Genomic DNA, 16,853 nt, shown 5'->3' with positions numbered 1-16,853 from the left:
TGGCGTCCGGGGGGGTTGGGGGGTTTTCTGGGGCCCCTTCGCGGGGGGGGGGCGCCCCCCCCCCGGGGGGCCCCGGCGGGCCGGCCCCCCCCCCGGCCCCCCGGGCCGGGGGGGGGCCCCGGCCGCCCGCGCCCCCCGCCACTGTGCGCCCGGGCTGACCCCACAGCTCCACGGGCCGTGCTCCGGCCCGGGCAGAACCTGTGACGCGGCCTGTCCTCTTCGGTGATCCGACCGTCATCGTCGCCTCGACCCTGTTCAGCGGCTGGGACAGTTCGTGAACGGGGAGCCCTTCCGGACCACGTGACCAGCGTCGCGCGACCGGATCACGGCAGCCGCGCGATCGGGACAGGGACCTCGCGTCGCGATGCGTCAGAGATTCTGGGACCGGGTCCTGCGGAGCCGCTCCCGCTCCTTCTCGGAGAGCCCTCCCCAGACTCCGAACCGCTCGTCATGGGTGAGTGCGTACTCCAGACAGGCCGCCCGGTGCTCGCAGGCGTTGCACAGCTGCTTGGCCTCCCGGGTGGAGCTTCCCGGCGCCGGGAAGAAGAACTCGGGCCCGGCCTGCGCGCACAAGGCGGTCTCCTGCCAGGCGAGCTCGTCGGTCATGGTGTTGATCGGCATGGCCCACACGGTGCCCCGTCGCGATAAACAAGTGATCAACGATCGTTCAACGGCCCGGGCCGACGAGGACTTTCACCGGGCGGCCCGGCTCCACCACCCGCCCTGCCGCATCGGATCGCTCGCCCACCGGCTACATCGGTGCGGGCTTGATCACTGCGAACGCCGCTCCCGCGGGGTCGGTGAAGGTGGCGATCCGGCCGACCTCGGGTACGTCGGTGGCGGCCTTGGTCACCCGGCCGCCCAGCCGTTCCGCTTCGGCGGCCGTCGCCTCGGCGTCGTTCACCGCGAAGTACGGCAGCCAGTGCGGCCCCGCCGCCTCCTGCGCGGCTGCCCCGTCGATGGGCACGATACCGCCGAAGGACGAGTCGGCGCTCTCACCGTCGGCGGGGCGGATCATCGTGTAGGAACCGCTGGGGTAGGCCATGTCCTCGGTCTGCCATCCGAAGACCGTGTGGAAGAAGGCGGCCGCCGCGGGAACGTCCGGGGTGTAGAGCTCGGACCAGATCAGCGCGCCCGGTTCCATGATGATGCCGAGGCCGGTGTTCGTACCGGGCTGCCAGACGCCGAAGTACGCGCCGGCACTGTCCGTGAAGCCGCCCATGCGCCCGTAGTCGAGCACGTCCATCGGGGGGAACGCCGCCGCACCGCCGGCCTGCTCGACCGTCCGTGCGGTGGCCTCGGCGTCGGGGGTCTGGAAGTAGACCGACCAGGCGGGCTTCCCCTGGTCCTCGGAGACGGTCATGACGCCTGCGACGGTCCTGCCCCTCAGCTGGTACATCCCGTACCCGCCCGTCTCGGGGCCACCGGGCACCAGCTCCCAGCCGAAGAGACCGTTGTAGAAGGTCGTGGCGGCGTCGATGTCGGGGGTGCCGAGGTCGACCCAGTTGGGTGCACCGGTGACGAAGGAGGGGTCGAGCATGGTGTGCTCCTCGGGAGATTCCGTGTCCGGCGTGTTCGCACCCGCCGGACATCACTCACCCTCCGAGTCTTGCACCGGGGACCGACAACCGCAGCCCCGGCCGACCGGACGGACGCATCGGCGCCCGGGGGCCGGCCGTGGGCTCAGCGCAGGACTCCGAGCGCCGGAAGCACGGTCTCCGCGACCCTGTAAGCCTCCTCCAGGAGCGGGTTCCCGGACAGGATGAAGGTGTCGACACCCAGGTCCTCGAACTCCTTCAGACGCTCCACGACCTGGGTCGTCGAGCCGACCACCGCCGTGCCGGGGCCGGGCCTGAAGAGACTCATGCCCGGCCACATGTTGGGGTACGTCTCCAGTTCCCGCGCCCGGGCCGGGACGCGCCCCCCGTGCTGCCGGAACTGGCGTTGCCAGCCCACTCCCTCCTCACCGGCCCGGTCCCCGAGCATGCGGGTGTACGTCGCCTTGCTGGTGACGTCCAGCAGCCGGTCGGCCGCGGCCCACGCCTCGTCCTCCGTGTCACGCACGATGAGGTGGAGCCGCAGCCCGATGCGCAGCGTCCGGCCATGGGCACGGGCCCGCGCCCGGACCTTCTCCAGCTTCTCCTTCAGCAGATGCGGCGGTTCGCCCCAGGTGAGGAAGGTGTCGACGTGCTCGGCCGCCATCTCGATCCCCGGGTCGGACGAGCCCCCGAACCACAACGGGATGTGCGGGGCCTGCACCGGCTTCAGCTCGCGGAACGAGGCACCCGCGTTCCTCAGGTCGTAGAAGCGGCCCTTGTGGTCGAACACCTCCCCGGCGGTCAGCCTCTTCACGATCGACCAGTACTCGGCGCTGAGTGCGTACCGTTCGTCGTGCTCCACGTGGAGTCCGTACTCCTGGAGCGACTTCGTCGAGCCGTTGACCACGTTGAAGCGCAGGCGCCCCCCGAAGAGCTGGTCGAAGCTGAGCGCCATCTTGGCCAGCAGGGTGGGCGAGATGAGCCCGGGATGTACGGCGAGCAGCGGCTTGAACCGGGTACTGGTGGACGCGGCGAGGGCGCTGCCCAGCGGCCACACGTCGTAGAGGTCGGTGGCGAGCAGGGCACCGCTGTACCCGAGCTGTTCGACGGTTCCGGCGAGCCGGCTGAGATAGCCGAGGTCGGCGGTCCGCCGGCCCCCGGGCTCCCAGGGGTAGGCGCCTTCACGCGGGATGATGTACCAGAGGACTTCGGCCGCCACAGTGCTCAGACCGCCTTCGGGCCGACAGAACCGGTGACGCGCGCCCGGGCGGCGGCGACCTCGACCGGCCGGTCGATGAAGCCGGTGCGGTGGAAGATGTCCGCGGCCTCCTGCTGCTCGGCGATGAACGCGTCGCTCACGGCCTCTGTCCTCCACGGCAGGGCGCGCAGCGCGGTCTCCCAGTCGTCGGCGCTCCCGCCCAGGTCCGCCGCGGCTATCTCGGCGGCGGCACGGGGGTTGGCCGCCGCCCAGTCGTCGGCTCGCCGGATCGCCCGGGTGAGCGCCTCGACGACCTCGGGGCGGTTCTCGGCGACGTCACGCCGGGTGAAGAAGACGGACCGGTCCGAGATGACGTCCCCCGTGGCGACGAGTGTGCGCAGTCCCCCGGTCCTGCGGGCGGCGGCGAGCTCGGGCCCCTGGGCGACCCAGGCACCGATCTCTCCGGCACGCAGCAGCCGCTCGCTGTCACCGTTGCTGCGGACGGCGGTGATGTCCTCGGCATACGAGAGCCCGGCGTCGTCCAGCGCCTTGGCGATCAGGTGGGTCTGCCACGACCCGATCGCGAGGTGGACGGTCGTGCCCCTGAGGCCCGCGACCGTGCGGACGGAGCTGTCCTCGGGCACCAGGAGGGCGCCGTGCTCCGGGCGTGGGGCGGAGACGGCGGTGTAGACGAGGTCGTGACCGGCGGCCTGCGCGGTGACCGGCGGGGTCGAGCCGGTGCCGCCGAAGTCGATGACGCCCTGGGTGAGCAGCTCACCGGTGCGGACTCCGTCGGTGTACGGGAAGAAGGCCACCGTCTCGTCGAGCGCGGCCAGTTCCTCCTGGGCGAAGCCGAGACGGGAGAGGTGGTACAGGTGGTAGAGGGAGGGGTTGCTGCTGTGGACACCGATGGTGATGGTCATTTCAGATCGCTCCGGCTTCGGAAGGTGTGCGAGAGGGGGAGGGCGGGGAGGAGGGGGCGGGCCGCGGGCCGGAGCCCGCGTCGACACCTAGGTCGTCGAGCAGCCGACGGCGCAGTGCGGCGAACGCGGGGTCGCCGGGGTCGCGTGGCCTGCCGACGTCGACGGGCTCGTCGGTGACGAGCTTCCCGTCGCGCAGGACGGCGACGCGGTCCGCGAGCCGCACCGCCTCGTCGACGTCATGGGTGACCAGGAGGACCGCGGGGCGGTGCCTGCGGCACAACTCCCCCACCAGGTCCTGCATCTTCAGCCGGGTCAGGGCGTCCAGTGCGGCGAACGGCTCGTCCAACAGCAGGAGTTCGGGCTCCCGGACCAGCGCCCGGGCGAGCGCCACACGCTGCGCCTCACCGCCGGAGAGCGTTCCGGGCCAGGCATCCGCGTGCCGTTCCAGACCCACCTCCGCCAGGGCCCGCAGCCCGTGCTGCGCACGGCTGCGCGGAAGGCCGACGGTCACGTTGGCCAGGACCCTCTTGGACGGTACGAGGCGGGGCTCCTGGAAGACGATGGTGCGGGCCTCCGGGACCAGCACCTCTCCCGCGTCGGCGCCGTCCAGCGCACCGAGGATGCGGAGCAGGGTGGTCTTGCCGCTTCCACTGGCGCCGAGCAGGGCGACGAACTCGCCACGCGCGATGTCGAGTCGCAGGTCGTCGAGCACGGCCCTGCTGCCGAAGGCACGGCGCAGACCGCGCACGTGTACTGCGGGGCGTGCGGTGCCGGCGCTCATCGGGTTCCTCCCCGTGAGGGCCGCCAGGGCATCAGGACGCGCTCCAGCAGCCGTACGACGATGTCGGCGACCAGCCCGAGAAGGCCGTAGATCAGGATGCAGACGGCGAGGATGTCGGTCCGGGCGTAGCTCTGCGCCTGGGACATCAGGTATCCGATGCCTTCGGTGGCGTTGATCTCCTCGGCGGCGATGAGTGCGATCACGCTGAGCGTCATGGACAGCCGCAGGCCGGCCAGCAGGGACGGCAGCGCCCCGGGGAGGACGACCTCCCGGACGACGGCGAGCCGGCCCATCCCGAAGCTGCGCATGGCCTCGACGAGCTTGGGGTCGGTGTTGCGCACTCCGCTCGAGGTGGAGACGTACATGGGGAACGTGGTGGCGACGGCGATGAGCAGGACCTTGGCCGTCTCGTTGATCCCGAACCACACCATGAACAGCGGCACCAGAGCGAGGAAGGGGATGGTGCGCAGGGTCTGGAGGGAGGAGTCGAGGAGCTCGTCGCCGATCCGGGTGAATCCGGTGAGGACGCCCAGGGTCAGCCCGGCGACGAGACCGATCAGCAGGCCGATGCCGGAGCGGGTCAGGGAGGTGGTGAGGGCGTCCGGCAGTTGCCCGTTCCCCCACAGCTCACCCACGGCGCGCAGGACGTCGGCGGGAGAGGCCAGCACGTCGGGGGTGAGCACACCTGTGGCCGAGGCCACCCACCACAGGACGAGCAGGGCGACCGGGCCCAGTGCGCGCACGGTCAGAGCGAAGGGGCGGCTGCGTGACGTACGGAGCGCGGGCCGGGGGGCGACCAGGCCCTCGGCGGCGGCTGCCCCGGAGACCGCGCTCATGTCAGCTTCTCGATGTCGAGGAGGTGGGCCGTGATGTCCACCTCGGCCTTGGTGACCTTCTGCTCGGCGTAGAAGGCGGCGACGGCCTCGAAGCGGGTGATGTCCTCGGGGCCGATCGGATCGACCGTGCCGCCCTCGGCGGTGAACCCGGTCTGCACCTCCTCGGCCCTGCCGGTGACGGCGGTGGGGCCGACATCGGTGAAGACGTTCAGATAGGCGGCGGGGTTCTTCTTCTCCCTGGCGCTGGACGTGTGGAGGTAGTCGTAGAGCGCCTTGACGACGCCGGGGTGCTTCTCGGCGAAGCCGGTCCGTACCGCGTTCAGGCTGTAGTTGTCGGAGCCGATGGCTGCGCCGTCGGCGACGAAGTGCGCCTTGCCGCTGCCGATCTCGGCCACGGCGTAGGCGGCCCAGACGGCCCAGGCGTCGACCTGGCCCGCGTTGAAGACGGCGGCGGTCTGGTCGGGGCGCAGGTAGACCCGCTGGACCTTGTCCGCCGGGATTCCGGCCTTGTCGAGTGCCTTCAGCAGAAGGTACTCACCGGTGCCTCCCTGGTTGACGGCGACCTTCTTCCCCACGAGGTCGGCCACGGAACCGATCCCCGAGCCGTCACGGACGAGGATGCCCTCGCCCGCCGCGTCGGGGTCGACGGCGGTGAAGAACTTGAACCCGGGCCGCTGGGCCAGCGAGGTGATGCCGGACGTGATGGAACCGGTGGCGAAGTCGAGCTGGTCCGCGTTCATCGCCTGGGCCGCCGGCGCGAAGGGCCCGGCGCTGCCGGTCCATTCCACTCTGGCGCCGGCCTTGCCGAGGGCCTTGTCGAGGCTGCCGTCCTTCTTGCCGACGGCGAGGACGCCGGAGTTGCCGGGGTCGGGGATGCGCACGGTGACGGTGCTCGTGGCGCCGGATCCGCTGTCGGCCCCGGACGTGCCGCAGGCGCTGAGGGCCACGAGCGCGGTCACCGTGAGGAGGGCGGGGACGAGGGCCGTACGGACTGATCGGTGCTGGTTCATGCGGAAGGCGGTCCTTCGGGTTCGCGGGCGGGCGAGGGGACGGGGTGGAGGCCTGCGCGGGCGGAGGCCCTGCTCAACGGCTCGGGGTCGGCCCAGGCCGTGACGTCGACGGGCTCCGGCAGGAAGCCGTGGGCGCGCAGCCCTGCCTCCTGCTCGGCGAGCAGGGCGAGGCGCTCGGCCGACAGGTCGGGGCGCAGGGTGAGGTGGGTTCCGGGACGGTAGGCCCCGGCGACTCCGTCGGCGCCCGCCCCGGTCTCGGCACCCAGGATGCGGTCGACGTCGGCAGGATGGCCGGCGGCCCAGTCGGCCGCCCTGAGCAGGACGGTGAGGAAGCGGTCGACCAGGTCGGGGTGGTCGTCCAGCAGCCGCTGGTGCACGGTGATGGGGCGGGGCGTGCCGTTGTTGACGCGGAACCTGCGGTCGGGCAGTTCGTCGAGTTCGACGGCGACCTCGGCTCCGGCCCGGCGGGCCGCCTCGACGGCGACCGCGCCCTTCACGTACACCGCGTCCACCTCACCGCGCCGCAGCGCGGCGATCTCGGCGGCCCACTGGCCGTCGTGCGCGTCGGCACGTACGTCGACGGGCACGGCGTCGTCCAGGGCGAGACCGGCGGAGCCGAGCGCGCCCTCGAATCCGCGCAGCGCCATGGCCCGCCAGAAGTCGATGGCGATGGCATGGGAGGGCACGGCGAGCCGCCGCCCGCGCAGGGCGTGGGCGCTCCTGATCCCGGATCCGGGCGCGACCAGGACGGCCTGCCGTTCCTCGATCCAGGTGAGGCCGACGAGCCGGGTCTCCTCCCCCCGCGAACGGGCCCAGAGGGCGGGCACGTTGCCGCCTTCACGGAACAGGCCCGGCAGGGCGTGGGTGTAGTGGGAGGCACGATCCGCGTCGGGGGCGGCGTCCTGGAGGGAGCGCACGGTGATGCCGTCGTTCGCGAACTCCTCGCTGAGCCAGTGCCGGTCGGCGGCGATGCCCGTCGCGGTGGGTACGGGACAGCGGGTGAACCAGAGGGTGCTGGGCAGCACGGCGGAACGCGTCATGGACTCTTCCCGGAGGGGTCGGCGAAGCAGGGGTGCGGAGTGCGCCCGGCGGCCGCGCGGAGAGCGCGCGGTCCGCGGACGGCGGACAGAACGGCGGGGCGGGGAACGCCGGCTGCGTCAGCGCGACGTGCGGCCCGAAGCGGTGCGGGGGGTCAGCGACAGACGGCGCTGGAGACGCGGGCCAGGTCGATGTGACGGCGCAGCGTGAGGGCGAGGGTGACCGGAGCGGAGCTGCCGGAGGACGTGACGCCGAGGACGGTCATGGCACTGCTCCTTTCCGTTACGCCGGTGACGAGGACTGCACAGTGCCACGGGCCCGCACCGGCCCACAAGCGTTCTCCCACGATGTGGGATCGAGCATGAACAGCATGTTGCGGAGGGCCGTTTGGCAGTCTTTCCGCTCCCGTAATGTGGAGACCATGTCCCCTTCCACCTCACCAGCGGAGAGCGAGAGCGGCATGAGCGAGGCAGCGGTGACGCGCGCCCCGGGCGGGGCGCAGGCGGTCCGGCGCGCACTGGACGTCCTGCACTGTTTCCACGACAACGGACCCGATCTGAGCGCCTCCGACCTCGCCAGGCGCCTGGAGCTCTCCGCCTCCACGGCACACCGGCTGGCCCGCACCCTGCTGGGTTCGGGCTTCCTGGAGCAGGACCCGCGCACCGCGCGCTACCGGCTGGGCCCCGCGGTGACGGAGCTCGGCCGGCTCTCGTACCACCAGCGCGGGCTGCATCTTGCCGCGCCGGAGCTGACCGACCTCGCCGAGCGCACAGGGGCGACCGCCGATCTGGCCCTGCGCAGCGGCCCGCACGCCGTGATCGTCGCGGGCGGTTCGGTCACCCCGCGGATGGGACTGCGCAGGCCACTGCACTCGACCGCCCTGGGCAAGGTGCTGCTGGCCTGGGCGCGGCCGGGTGACGGCGGCCCGGCCGCACTCCCGCCACTGCGCGCCTTCACCGATCGCACGATCGTCGAACCTGCCCTGCTGCGGGCTGAGTTGGAACGCGTGCGGGCTGCGGCGTACGCACTGAACGACGGCGAGTCGGCGCTCGGGGTGCGCACCCTGGCCGTCCCGGTGCTGGACGGGGCCGGCTACGCGCGCTTCGCGCTCGCCGTGCGCGCCACCCCGTCCGTGATCACGGACGAGCGGACGGACCGGTTCCTCGACGAGGCCCGGTCCTGCGCGCGCGCCCTGGCGGTGCTGCTGCTGACACCGGCAGAGCGCAGGCCTCCCGCCCTGTGAGGTGCCACCGCCGCCCCGCGCGCGTGGCACGATGGACGCGCCCGGGAGGGTGACGGCCGCCGGTCATGGGCGGGTGGCGGGACAGAAGGACGTACATGACTCAGGCCGGACCCACGGGCGCGGCGCCCACGGGAAGAGCCGCACGCGAGCTGCTCGACGACGCCGGGGCACTGGCCGCGGCAGCCCGCGCGCTGCTGGACGACCACCGCGGCGCCGTCGAGGCCGCCCACGCGGCGCTCACCCCCGCTCTGGACGCGCTGGTCGACGTCGAACTGGCCTCCATCCCGGTCTCCCGGCTCGCCGACGTCACCGAGGGCCGGCTGCGGCTCGGCGCCGTGGAGCAGGCGGGCTACGCGACGGTGGGCCGGGTCCACGGAGCCGGGCGCTACGAGCTCCGCCAGATCCCCGGGGTCGGAGCGCAGACGGCGGACCAGGCACTGGCCGCCGCGCGGCAGATCGCGCACGCGGTCCGGGACACCGTCGCCGTACGGATAGACATGGACGCGTCGGACGCGGCCACGACCACCCTGCTCGTCGCCCTCCACCGGCTGGTGGAGGGCGGGCCCGACGTGCGCCGGGCGGCCGACGCCGCCCGGCGCCTCACCGAGGAGCTGGAACCGCTGCTCGCGGCGGCAGCGCCGGCGCGGAGCAGACTGCGGACGCTGTTCTCGGGACGGGCGGCAGGTGCCCGGGCCCAGGCCGCCATCGCCTCCGTCCGGGCGGTGGCGCAGGACGCCGCCGCGCGAGGGCTCAGGACGCTGTTCGGGCAGGTCTCCGTCGATCTGCTGCGTGGCCCCGCGTCGGAGGCGGAGGCCTGGGTCGACTTCGAACTGCGCTCCGCCGAGTACTACAGCCTGCTCGCCGAGCTGTCCGGCAGCGGACCGGACCGGGACGCGGCCGAGGGGTTCCTCCCCGCGGGAATCGCGGACCGGGTCCGCGGACTGCGGCTCGACGACACGTGCCTGCGGGTCTCGTTGCGCGGGTACCAGTCCTTCGGTGCGCGCTTCGCGCTGGCCCAGAAGCGGGTGATCCTCGGGGACGAGATGGGGCTCGGCAAGACCGTCCAGGCCATCGCCGCGCTGGCTCATCTCGCCGCCGGGGGCGAGACCCACTTCCTGGTGGTGTGCCCGGCGAGCGTCCTGATCAACTGGCGGCGGGAGGTCACCGCCCGCTCCACCCTGAGGGCCGTCCCGCTGCACGGTCCGGAGCGCCTGGGCGCCTTCGGCGAGTGGCGCGAGCGGGGCGGGGTCGCCCTGACCACCTTCGACGCGCTGTCCACCCTGCCGGACGGGCCCGGGTGCGGAGTCCGGCCGGGCATGGTGGTGGTGGACGAGGCCCACTTCGTGAAGAACCCCGCGACCCGGCGCTCCCGGGCCGTGGGCGGCTGGACCGGGCACACCGACAGGGTGCTGTTCCTCACCGGGACCCCGATGGAGAACCGGGTCGAGGAGTTCCGGAGTCTGGTGCGCCAGTTGCGCCCCGAGCTGGCGCCGCTCGTCACCTCCACGCACGGCGTCGCCGGTTCGCACGCGTTCCGCAGGGCCGTGGCCCCCGCCTACCTGCGGCGGAACCAGGACGACGTCCTGGGTGAACTTCCCGCGCTGGTGCAGGCCGACGAATGGGAGGAGTTCTCGCCCGCCGACCTGGAGGCGTACCGCGAGGCGGTCGGCTCGGGGCACTTCATGCGGATGCGCCGCGCCGCCTACGCCCGTCCGGAGACATCGGCGAAGCTGAACCGGCTGCGCGAGCTCGTCGCGGAGGCCGAGAGCAACGGGCTCAAGGTCGTGGTGTTCTCCTACTTCCGTGAGGTCCTCCGCACCGTCCAGGAGGCCCTGGGCAGCGGCGTGTTCGGCCCCCTCTCCGGCAGGGTCCCGGCCGCGCGCCGACAGGAGCTGGTCGACTCCTTCGGAGCGGTCGACGGGCATGCGGTGCTGCTCAGCCAGATACAGGCCGGCGGCGTCGGTCTCAACATCCAGGCGGCGTCGGTCGTCATCCTCTGCGAGCCGCAGATCAAACCCACGATGGAGCACCAGGCGGTGGCCAGGGCCCACCGCATGGGACAGATACGGAGCGTGCAGGTCCACCGGCTCCTCGCGGCGGACAGCGTGGACCAGCGGATGCTGGACATCCTGGCGCGCAAGGACCGGCTCTTCGACGCCTACGCACGGCGCAGTGATGTCGCCGAGGCGACGCCCGACGCCGTCGACGTGTCGGACGGGGCGCTCGCCCGGCGCATCGTGGAGGAGGAGCAGCTGAGGCTCGCCGCCGAGGTGTGACCGCTCCTCAGTGCTCGTGCGCCTCCGCCGCACCGGCCGCGTGGTGCGGCGGGTCGTAGCCCGGGACCGTGCCGTCCGCCTTGGCGACGAGCAGCAGGCCCGCCATTCCCATGTCCGAGTGGCTCTGGACGTGACAGTGGTACATCCAGGCGCCTGCACCCACGTGCTCGCCCGCGATGATCTGGAAACCGAAGGAGTCGGCGGGCCCGCAGATCTTGGTGTCGACCACACGGCTGGGGTCGTCGGGGCCGGTCAGCAGCCCCGTCCGGTTGTCCGCCCAGCGGTGACCGTGGATGTGGAACGTGTGGTAGTACTCGCCGTGCGTGATCATCACGACCTCGACCCGGTCGCCCACGGTGGCCTCGAAGTTCGGGCTCTCGTGGGCCGCCTTGTTGTTGATCGTCATGTCGTTGAAGACGATCGTGATCGTCTTGTCCGGGAGGACGTCCCCCTTACGGCGCACGACGAGCGGTCCGTACATGCCCTTGCGGATGCCGCCGGTGCCGTGGTCCGTGCCGACGACGTGATCGTGGTAGTGCCAGTAACCCGCGCTGCCCGCCTGCCAGGTGCCGTCCTTGCGGCGCCCCGGGGCGTGGGTGCGCCAGGTGTACGTACGGGTTCCGCCGGGCTCGACATGACTGCGGTTCATCCGCGTGCCGTCGCTCGCGATGTCGTAGTCGACGCCGTGGACATGAAGGCTGGCGTCGACGTCCGTGGTGTTCTCGAACTCGATGTGCAGCGTGTCGCCCTCGGTGATCTCGATGAGCGGCCCGGGAACCGATGCCTTGCCCTTCTCGAAGCCGTATCCCATCGAGCCGTCGGCCAAGGTCTCGGCGTACAGCTTGAGATGACGGACGGCGCCTCCCGCGGGTGCCGTTTTCGCCGGGTTCTCCGCGGAGGTGGCCTGCACCGCTCCGAGTGACATCGATGTCACACCGGTCGCCGCCGCCACTCCGCCGCCTACCAGCATCCGCCGGTTGAAAGTCCTGCGGTCCATGTCGAACTCCCCACTGCGAGACGGGAACTGACGTGCTGCTCCCCTGGACGGCCCACACCGTAGCCGGGGGCTCCGCGTTTATCCACACTCAGGACAAAGTTCGTTCGATTCGTGCCATACCTATTGGCGAGTCGCGAAAAGAGGTCTAGCTTCGTGCGCTGTCGCAGTGACTACAGAGGTGCGATGAGAAGAGAAGTGACCGGAGAAGTGACCCAGAGGGGTGGGTGACCACATGCAGCGCACACCACATCACAGGTCCAGATCGCGCCGCGGCATCGCGGCGGCCGTGGCCGTAGGCGGCCTGACCGCGTCCTTGCTGGGCGGCAACGCGGCAACCGCCAGCCCGTATCCGGATCCTGGGCTGAAGGAACGGATGGCGACAACGTTGTCCCTTCCCACGCCGCCGGGCGGGGCCAACGTCAAGGTACTGGTGTTCCACGCCTCGACGGGCGAGGAGTCGCCGACCGTCGACGCCGGCATCGCGGCCGTCGAGAAGATCGGGCTCAGCGGCCCCGAGGCAGGTCGCTTCAAGACCGTGGCCACCGACGACGCCGGTGTCTTCACCAACGGCAAGCAGCTCGGCAAGTACAACGCGGTCGTCTTCCTGACCGGCGGCGGTGACGTCCTCGACCCGGAGCAGGAGGCGGGCCTGGAGGCCTACATGGAGGCCGGCGGCGGTTTCCTCGGCATCCACGACGCGGCGCGCACCGAACCGTACTCGGACTGGTTCACCGGCCTGGTCGGTGCCCGCCCCGCGGCGGACAGCCCGACGGGTGTCCAGCGCGCCACGGTGGAGATCGGAGACCGGCAGCACCCGGCGACGAAGAACCTGCCGCTGGAGTGGAAGCGCCCGGACAAGTGGCTGAACTGGAAGGACAACCCGTCCGGCGACGTGCACACCGTCGCCCGGGTCCGCGAGCTCACCTACGCCCCGGGCAAGAGCGCCAACGGCTGGGACCACCCGGTCTCCTGGTGCCGTGACTACGACGGCGGGCGGTCGTTCTACACCGCCATGGGCGGTACGGCCGCGAGCTTCGCGGAGGCCGACTTCCGCGACCATCTGCGCGGCGCGCTGGCGTGGACGAGCCGGATCTCGCAGGCCGACTGCAAGGCCACGATCGACTCCAACTACACGGCCGAGCGGCTCACCCAGCCCAACCAGCCCGGGCAGAACGACCAGATCGGCGAACCGCACGGCCTGGTCACCGCGAAGGACGGGCGGATCTTCTACATCGGCCGCGGCGGCACGGACAGCAGCGTGCCGGTCGTGACCGACTGGAAGGACCCGAACGTCGGCAAGGGCGAGGGCGAGATCCATGTGTACGACCCCGCGACCAAGAAGGTCACCCTCGCCGGGAAGCTGAGCGTCTTCGGCAACAAGGGCGGCGGCGACGAGCTGGTCAAGGTGGAGGAGGGGCTGCTCGGGATCGAGCTGGACCCGGACTTCGCCACCAACGGCTGGGTCTACCTGCACTACACCCCGCACGCCAAGATCGACCGCGACAAGCAGATGGCGGTGCGCCAGGTCTCGCGCTTCACCTTCGACCCCGCCACGAACAAGCTGGACCTGGCGTCCGAGAAGGTGCTGCTGCACTGGCCGGTCCAGATCCACAGCTGCTGCCACGCGGGCGGCGGCATGGCCTGGGACTCGAAGAACAACCTGTACATCGCCACGGGAGACAACAACTCCAGCGGCTTCAGCGACGGTTACTCGGGCAACAACCCGCAGCCGAACTACAAGGGCGTGTCGTTCGCCGACGCCCGCCGCACCGCGGGCAACACCAACAACCTCAACGGCAAGATCCTGCGGATCCACCCCGAGGACGACGGGACCTACACCCTGCCGTCCGGCAACCTCTTCACCGGCAAGGAGCCGGACGAGGGCGGCGGCAAGACCCGCGGCGAGATCTACGTGATGGGTGTCCGTAACCCGGCACGCATCTCCATCGACAAGTCGACCGACACGCTGTACGCGGGCTGGGTCGGCCCCGACGCGGGCGCTCCCAGCACGACCTGGGGTCCCGCGAAGTACGACACGTTCGCCGCGATCACGCAGGCCGGCAACCACGGCTGGCCGTACTGCATGGGCAACAAGCAGCCCTACCGGGACCGGAACCTGCCCGACCCGTCCAAGCCTCTCGGCTGGTACGACTGCAACGCCCCGAAGAACGAGTCGCCCAACAACGACGGCCTGGTCAAACTGCCGCCGGTGACCGGCAACACCATCTGGTACTCGCCCCAGGGCGGCGGCGTGGACTACCCGCGTGACGCGAACGGCATCCCGAGCTACAAGGTCGAGGACCAGAAGCAGCTCCTGCCCTGGCTCAAGGGCGGCGGCCAGGCCACGATGAACGGCCCGGTCTACCGCTACGACGCGGCGAGCACGAGCGAGGCCAAGTGGCCGTCCTACTGGGACGGCAAGTGGTTCGTCGGTGACTTCTACGACGACACCCAGCCGCGCCACGCCGTGCTGACCGACCCGAAGACGGTCGGCAAGGGCGGCCTGCCCACGCACGCGGAGTCCCTCAAGAAGATCATTCCGGTCGGCGCGGACGGCATCCGCAACCTCATGGACTGGAAGTTCGCCCCGGACGGATCGCTCTACGTCCTGGACTACGGACGCGGCTTCTTCACCTCCGACTCCAAGTCCGCGCTGTGGCGCGTGACGTACAAGGGCGGCGGTCCGACCCCGGCCGCCGCAGATCTGGCCAGGAAGGCGGCAGCGCAGTGAGACACCCCTCGCTCCTCGCTCGACGGCGGTACGGACCCGCCCGCTGGTGGCTCGCCCTGCTCGGCTCGTTCCTCATGGTCCTCGGGCTGGCGTCGACCGCCGCCTACGGCCGGGACGACGACCGTGCGGCGGCAGCCGCGGACCAGGTGCTCAACTGGACCGCCGGCGACCCCATCGACCACTACCTGACGACGCCCAAGACGGCCGTGGCCGGCGCCGCGACCATCGTCTTCGAGAACAGCACGGCCACGGGCAACACCACGGGCATGCCGCACACGCTGACCTTCAGCGTGTCGGACCCGGAGTTCAACAGCGACGTGCCGGTCAACATCCTGGCCAACCCCAGTGACAGCGAGGGCGGCAAGCACAGCGTCGAGGTCACCCTCACCCCCGGCCGGTACTTCTACCACTGCACGATTCCCGGTCACGGCTCCATGCAGGGCATCCTCACGGTGACCGAGGACGGCGGCGGTGGCGAGGACACCACCGCTCCCGAGACGTCGGCGACCGTGGACGGCGACAAGAACGCCGACGGCGCGTACATCGGCCAGGCGACCGTCACCGTGGCGGCGACCGACGCGGGTTCGGGCGTCGACACCGTCGAGTACGCGATCGGGGCGGACGGCGCCTGGCAGCCGTACACGACGCCCGTCGTGGTGAACGAGGTGGGGACGCACACCGTCCGCTACCGCGCCACCGACAAGGCCGGCAACGCGGCGGCGGAGAAGTCCGCCGACTTCGCGGTCGCCGCGCCTCCGACCGACGACAAGACCCCGCCGGAGACCTCGGCGACGGTGTCGGGCGAGAAGGACGACGCGGGCGCGTACCTCGGCATGGCCACGGTCACCGTGACCGCGTCCGACACCGGGTCGGGCGTCAACACCATCGAGTACGCGATCGGGACGGACGGCGCCTGGAAGGCGTACACCGCACCCGTGATGGTGCACGAGGTCGGGGCGCACACCGTCCGCTACCGCGCCACCGACAAGTCGGGCAACGCGGCGGCCGAGAAGTCCGTCGACTTCACCGTCGTCGAGCCTCCGTCGCAGGACAAGACGCCGCCGGAGACGTCGGTGGTGGTGTCGGGCGACAAGAACTCGGACGGCGCGTTCATCACCAGCGCCAAGGCCACGGTCAAGGCGACCGACGCGGACTCGGGCGTGGACAAGGTCGAGTACTCCCTGGACGGGGGGCCGTACCTGGCCTACTCCTCCGCCGTCATCATCGACCGCGTCGGCCGCCACACCTTCGCCCACCGGGCGACGGACAAGGCCGGCAACACCTCCGCGGCGAAGCAGTCCTCGTTCACGATCGCCGAGAGCGGCGGCGTCCCGGCGCCCAACTGCCCGGAGTACGACACACGGCTCACCGTGATCGTCGGCACGGTCGACACGGGTGTTCCCAACCGGCTCACCGGGAACCGCTGCACGATCAACGAACTGATCGAGGACGAGAAGGACTGGTCCTCGCACGCGCTGTTCCTCAAGCACGTCGACAAGGTCCTGGACAAGCTGCTCGCCGACGGGGTCGTCGACACCCGTGAGCACAAGAAGATCTACAAGGCCGCCAAGCAGTCCGGCATCGGCACGCCGGGCCAGGACGAGGGCTACCGCAAGCTCTTCGACGGCACCGCCGCCTCGCTCGCCAAGTGGGAGCAGGTCGGCGGCGGGAAGTTCGGGCTGAACACGGAGGACGGCTCGATCACCAGCTCCACCACCGTGGACGGCATGGGGATGCTGTGGTTCCCGGCCCGACAGTACGGGGACTTCTCGCTGAAGCTCCAGTGGCGGGACGACGCCCCCGGCACGGGCAACGCCAACGGCGGCGTGTTCGTCCGCTTCCCGAACGTCCACGACCACCCGGAGGAGTCCCGTCCGGAGTGGGTCGCCATCAAGTACGGCCATGAGATCCAGGTCAACGACCGTCCCGACGGTGACATGTACAAGACCGGGTCCCTGTACGGCTTCGACCGGGTCGGTCTCGGCGGTGCCGGGGTCACCCCCAAGGGCACCTGGAACGACTACGAGGTGAAGGTGGTGGACCAGCACTACTCGGTCTACCGCAACGGTGTCCTGATCAACGAGTTCGACAACACCGGCGGTCAGCTCTTCGAGCCGCCGCGGGGCGACGACCCGGGTACCGACGGCCGGCGGTACGCCTCCGGTTACATCGGGCTCCAGGTCCACAGCACCACGGACGTGATCTCGTACCGCGACATCCGCATCAAGGAGCTGTAGGGACGAGCTCCGACTCAGGCGGCCGCGGCCGCGTGCTCCGGCACC

The 16,853-nt window shown here is 71.2% G+C and carries 14 protein-coding genes; 4 read left to right on the top strand and 10 right to left on the bottom strand.

Going from position 1 to position 16,853, the window contains the following annotated elements; all coding sequences use genetic code 11:
* Positions 1–369: 369 nt before the first annotated feature.
* The 9 genes from ACFUNE_RS28495 to ACFUNE_RS28455 form a co-directional block, all read right to left on the bottom strand.
* Complete coding sequence (locus tag ACFUNE_RS28495) at positions 370–621, bottom strand: WhiB family transcriptional regulator (RefSeq protein WP_383573942.1); 252 nt, start codon at positions 619–621, stop codon at positions 370–372.
* A 130-nt stretch (positions 622–751) separates the two neighbouring features.
* The gene (locus ACFUNE_RS28490; protein ID WP_383573940.1) at positions 752–1,540 is read right to left on the bottom strand and encodes a VOC family protein; all 789 of its coding nucleotides are present in this window, start codon (positions 1,538–1,540) and stop codon (positions 752–754) included.
* 143 nt (positions 1,541–1,683) lie between these two features.
* The gene (locus ACFUNE_RS28485; protein ID WP_383573938.1) at positions 1,684–2,757 is read right to left on the bottom strand and encodes an LLM class flavin-dependent oxidoreductase; all 1,074 of its coding nucleotides are present in this window, start codon (positions 2,755–2,757) and stop codon (positions 1,684–1,686) included.
* A 5-nt stretch (positions 2,758–2,762) separates the two neighbouring features.
* The gene (locus ACFUNE_RS28480; RefSeq protein ID WP_383573936.1) at positions 2,763–3,659 is read right to left on the bottom strand and encodes an ABC transporter substrate-binding protein; all 897 of its coding nucleotides are present in this window, start codon (positions 3,657–3,659) and stop codon (positions 2,763–2,765) included.
* A 1-nt stretch (position 3,660) separates the two neighbouring features.
* Entirely contained in the window at positions 3,661–4,440 is a 780-nt protein-coding gene (locus ACFUNE_RS28475) for an ABC transporter ATP-binding protein (protein WP_383573934.1), read from the bottom strand.
* Complete coding sequence (locus tag ACFUNE_RS28470) at positions 4,437–5,276, bottom strand: ABC transporter permease (protein WP_383573932.1); 840 nt, start codon at positions 5,274–5,276, stop codon at positions 4,437–4,439. Before ACFUNE_RS28470 ends, ACFUNE_RS28475 begins: the two co-directional genes overlap by 4 nt.
* A complete protein-coding gene (locus tag ACFUNE_RS28465; protein WP_383573930.1) occupies positions 5,273–6,286 on the bottom strand; it encodes an NrtA/SsuA/CpmA family ABC transporter substrate-binding protein in 1,014 nt (337 codons plus the stop codon). The genes ACFUNE_RS28470 and ACFUNE_RS28465 overlap by 4 nt, the downstream gene beginning before the upstream one ends.
* Positions 6,283–7,326 carry an ABC transporter substrate-binding protein gene (locus tag ACFUNE_RS28460; RefSeq protein WP_383573928.1) on the bottom strand — a complete coding sequence of 348 codons (1,044 nt, stop codon included), beginning with the start codon at positions 7,324–7,326 and terminating at the stop codon, positions 6,283–6,285. Before ACFUNE_RS28460 ends, ACFUNE_RS28465 begins: the two co-directional genes overlap by 4 nt.
* Positions 7,327–7,478: 152 nt before the next feature.
* Positions 7,479–7,589: a putative leader peptide gene (locus ACFUNE_RS28455; RefSeq protein WP_383573926.1), complete on the bottom strand. Its 111-nt coding sequence runs from the start codon at positions 7,587–7,589 to the stop codon at positions 7,479–7,481.
* A gap of 195 nt (positions 7,590–7,784) precedes the next feature.
* Between ACFUNE_RS28455 and ACFUNE_RS28450 the strand changes: the two genes are divergently transcribed.
* Positions 7,785–8,567 (top strand): IclR family transcriptional regulator, encoded by a 783-nt coding sequence (locus tag ACFUNE_RS28450; RefSeq protein WP_383574138.1) that lies wholly within the window; start codon positions 7,785–7,787, stop codon positions 8,565–8,567.
* Between the two features lie 95 nt (positions 8,568–8,662).
* Positions 8,663–10,843, top strand: a complete 2,181-nt coding sequence (locus ACFUNE_RS28445; protein WP_383573924.1) for a DEAD/DEAH box helicase — start codon at positions 8,663–8,665, stop codon at positions 10,841–10,843.
* 7 nt (positions 10,844–10,850) lie between these two features.
* On the opposite strand, the gene ACFUNE_RS28440 is transcribed toward ACFUNE_RS28445, so the two are convergent.
* Positions 10,851–11,840 (bottom strand): multicopper oxidase domain-containing protein, encoded by a 990-nt coding sequence (locus ACFUNE_RS28440; RefSeq protein ID WP_383573922.1) that lies wholly within the window; start codon positions 11,838–11,840, stop codon positions 10,851–10,853.
* A gap of 232 nt (positions 11,841–12,072) precedes the next feature.
* On the opposite strand from ACFUNE_RS28440, the gene ACFUNE_RS28435 reads away from it, so the two are divergent.
* Together ACFUNE_RS28435 and ACFUNE_RS28430 are read left to right on the top strand one after the other, a co-directional pair.
* Positions 12,073–14,571, top strand: coding sequence for a ThuA domain-containing protein (locus ACFUNE_RS28435; RefSeq protein WP_383573920.1), 2,499 nt, complete (start codon positions 12,073–12,075; stop codon positions 14,569–14,571).
* Positions 14,568–16,808: an OmpL47-type beta-barrel domain-containing protein gene (locus ACFUNE_RS28430; protein ID WP_383573918.1), complete on the top strand. Its 2,241-nt coding sequence runs from the start codon at positions 14,568–14,570 to the stop codon at positions 16,806–16,808. Before ACFUNE_RS28435 ends, ACFUNE_RS28430 begins: the two co-directional genes overlap by 4 nt.
* Positions 16,809–16,853: the final 45 nt, after the last annotated feature.

The sequence above is a fragment of the Streptomyces sp. NPDC057287 genome, from assembly GCF_042667905.1.
In the GTDB taxonomy this organism is placed as follows: domain Bacteria; phylum Actinomycetota; class Actinomycetes; order Streptomycetales; family Streptomycetaceae; genus Streptomyces.
This window is presented reverse-complemented; position numbering and strand designations above follow the sequence as displayed.

What these genes read in the sequence shown, in the direction of transcription:
- ACFUNE_RS28495 (WP_383573942.1), bottom strand. Translation starts at nt 621, where the DNA reads ATGCCGATCAACACCATGACCGACGAGCTCGCCTGGCAGGAGACCGCC.
- ACFUNE_RS28490 (WP_383573940.1), bottom strand. Translation starts at nt 1,540, where the DNA reads ATGCTCGACCCCTCCTTCGTCACCGGTGCACCCAACTGGGTCGACCTC.
- ACFUNE_RS28480 (WP_383573936.1), bottom strand. Translation starts at nt 3,659, where the DNA reads ATGACCATCACCATCGGTGTCCACAGCAGCAACCCCTCCCTCTACCAC.
- ACFUNE_RS28475 (WP_383573934.1), bottom strand. Translation starts at nt 4,440, where the DNA reads ATGAGCGCCGGCACCGCACGCCCCGCAGTACACGTGCGCGGTCTGCGC.
- ACFUNE_RS28470 (WP_383573932.1), bottom strand. Translation starts at nt 5,276, where the DNA reads ATGAGCGCGGTCTCCGGGGCAGCCGCCGCCGAGGGCCTGGTCGCCCCC.
- ACFUNE_RS28465 (WP_383573930.1), bottom strand. Translation starts at nt 6,286, where the DNA reads ATGAACCAGCACCGATCAGTCCGTACGGCCCTCGTCCCCGCCCTCCTC.
- ACFUNE_RS28460 (WP_383573928.1), bottom strand. Translation starts at nt 7,326, where the DNA reads ATGACGCGTTCCGCCGTGCTGCCCAGCACCCTCTGGTTCACCCGCTGT.
- ACFUNE_RS28455 (WP_383573926.1), bottom strand. Translation starts at nt 7,589, where the DNA reads ATGACCGTCCTCGGCGTCACGTCCTCCGGCAGCTCCGCTCCGGTCACC.
- ACFUNE_RS28450 (WP_383574138.1), top strand. Translation starts at nt 7,785, where the DNA reads ATGAGCGAGGCAGCGGTGACGCGCGCCCCGGGCGGGGCGCAGGCGGTC.
- ACFUNE_RS28445 (WP_383573924.1), top strand. Translation starts at nt 8,663, where the DNA reads ATGACTCAGGCCGGACCCACGGGCGCGGCGCCCACGGGAAGAGCCGCA.
- ACFUNE_RS28440 (WP_383573922.1), bottom strand. Translation starts at nt 11,840, where the DNA reads ATGGACCGCAGGACTTTCAACCGGCGGATGCTGGTAGGCGGCGGAGTG.
- ACFUNE_RS28435 (WP_383573920.1), top strand. Translation starts at nt 12,073, where the DNA reads ATGCAGCGCACACCACATCACAGGTCCAGATCGCGCCGCGGCATCGCG.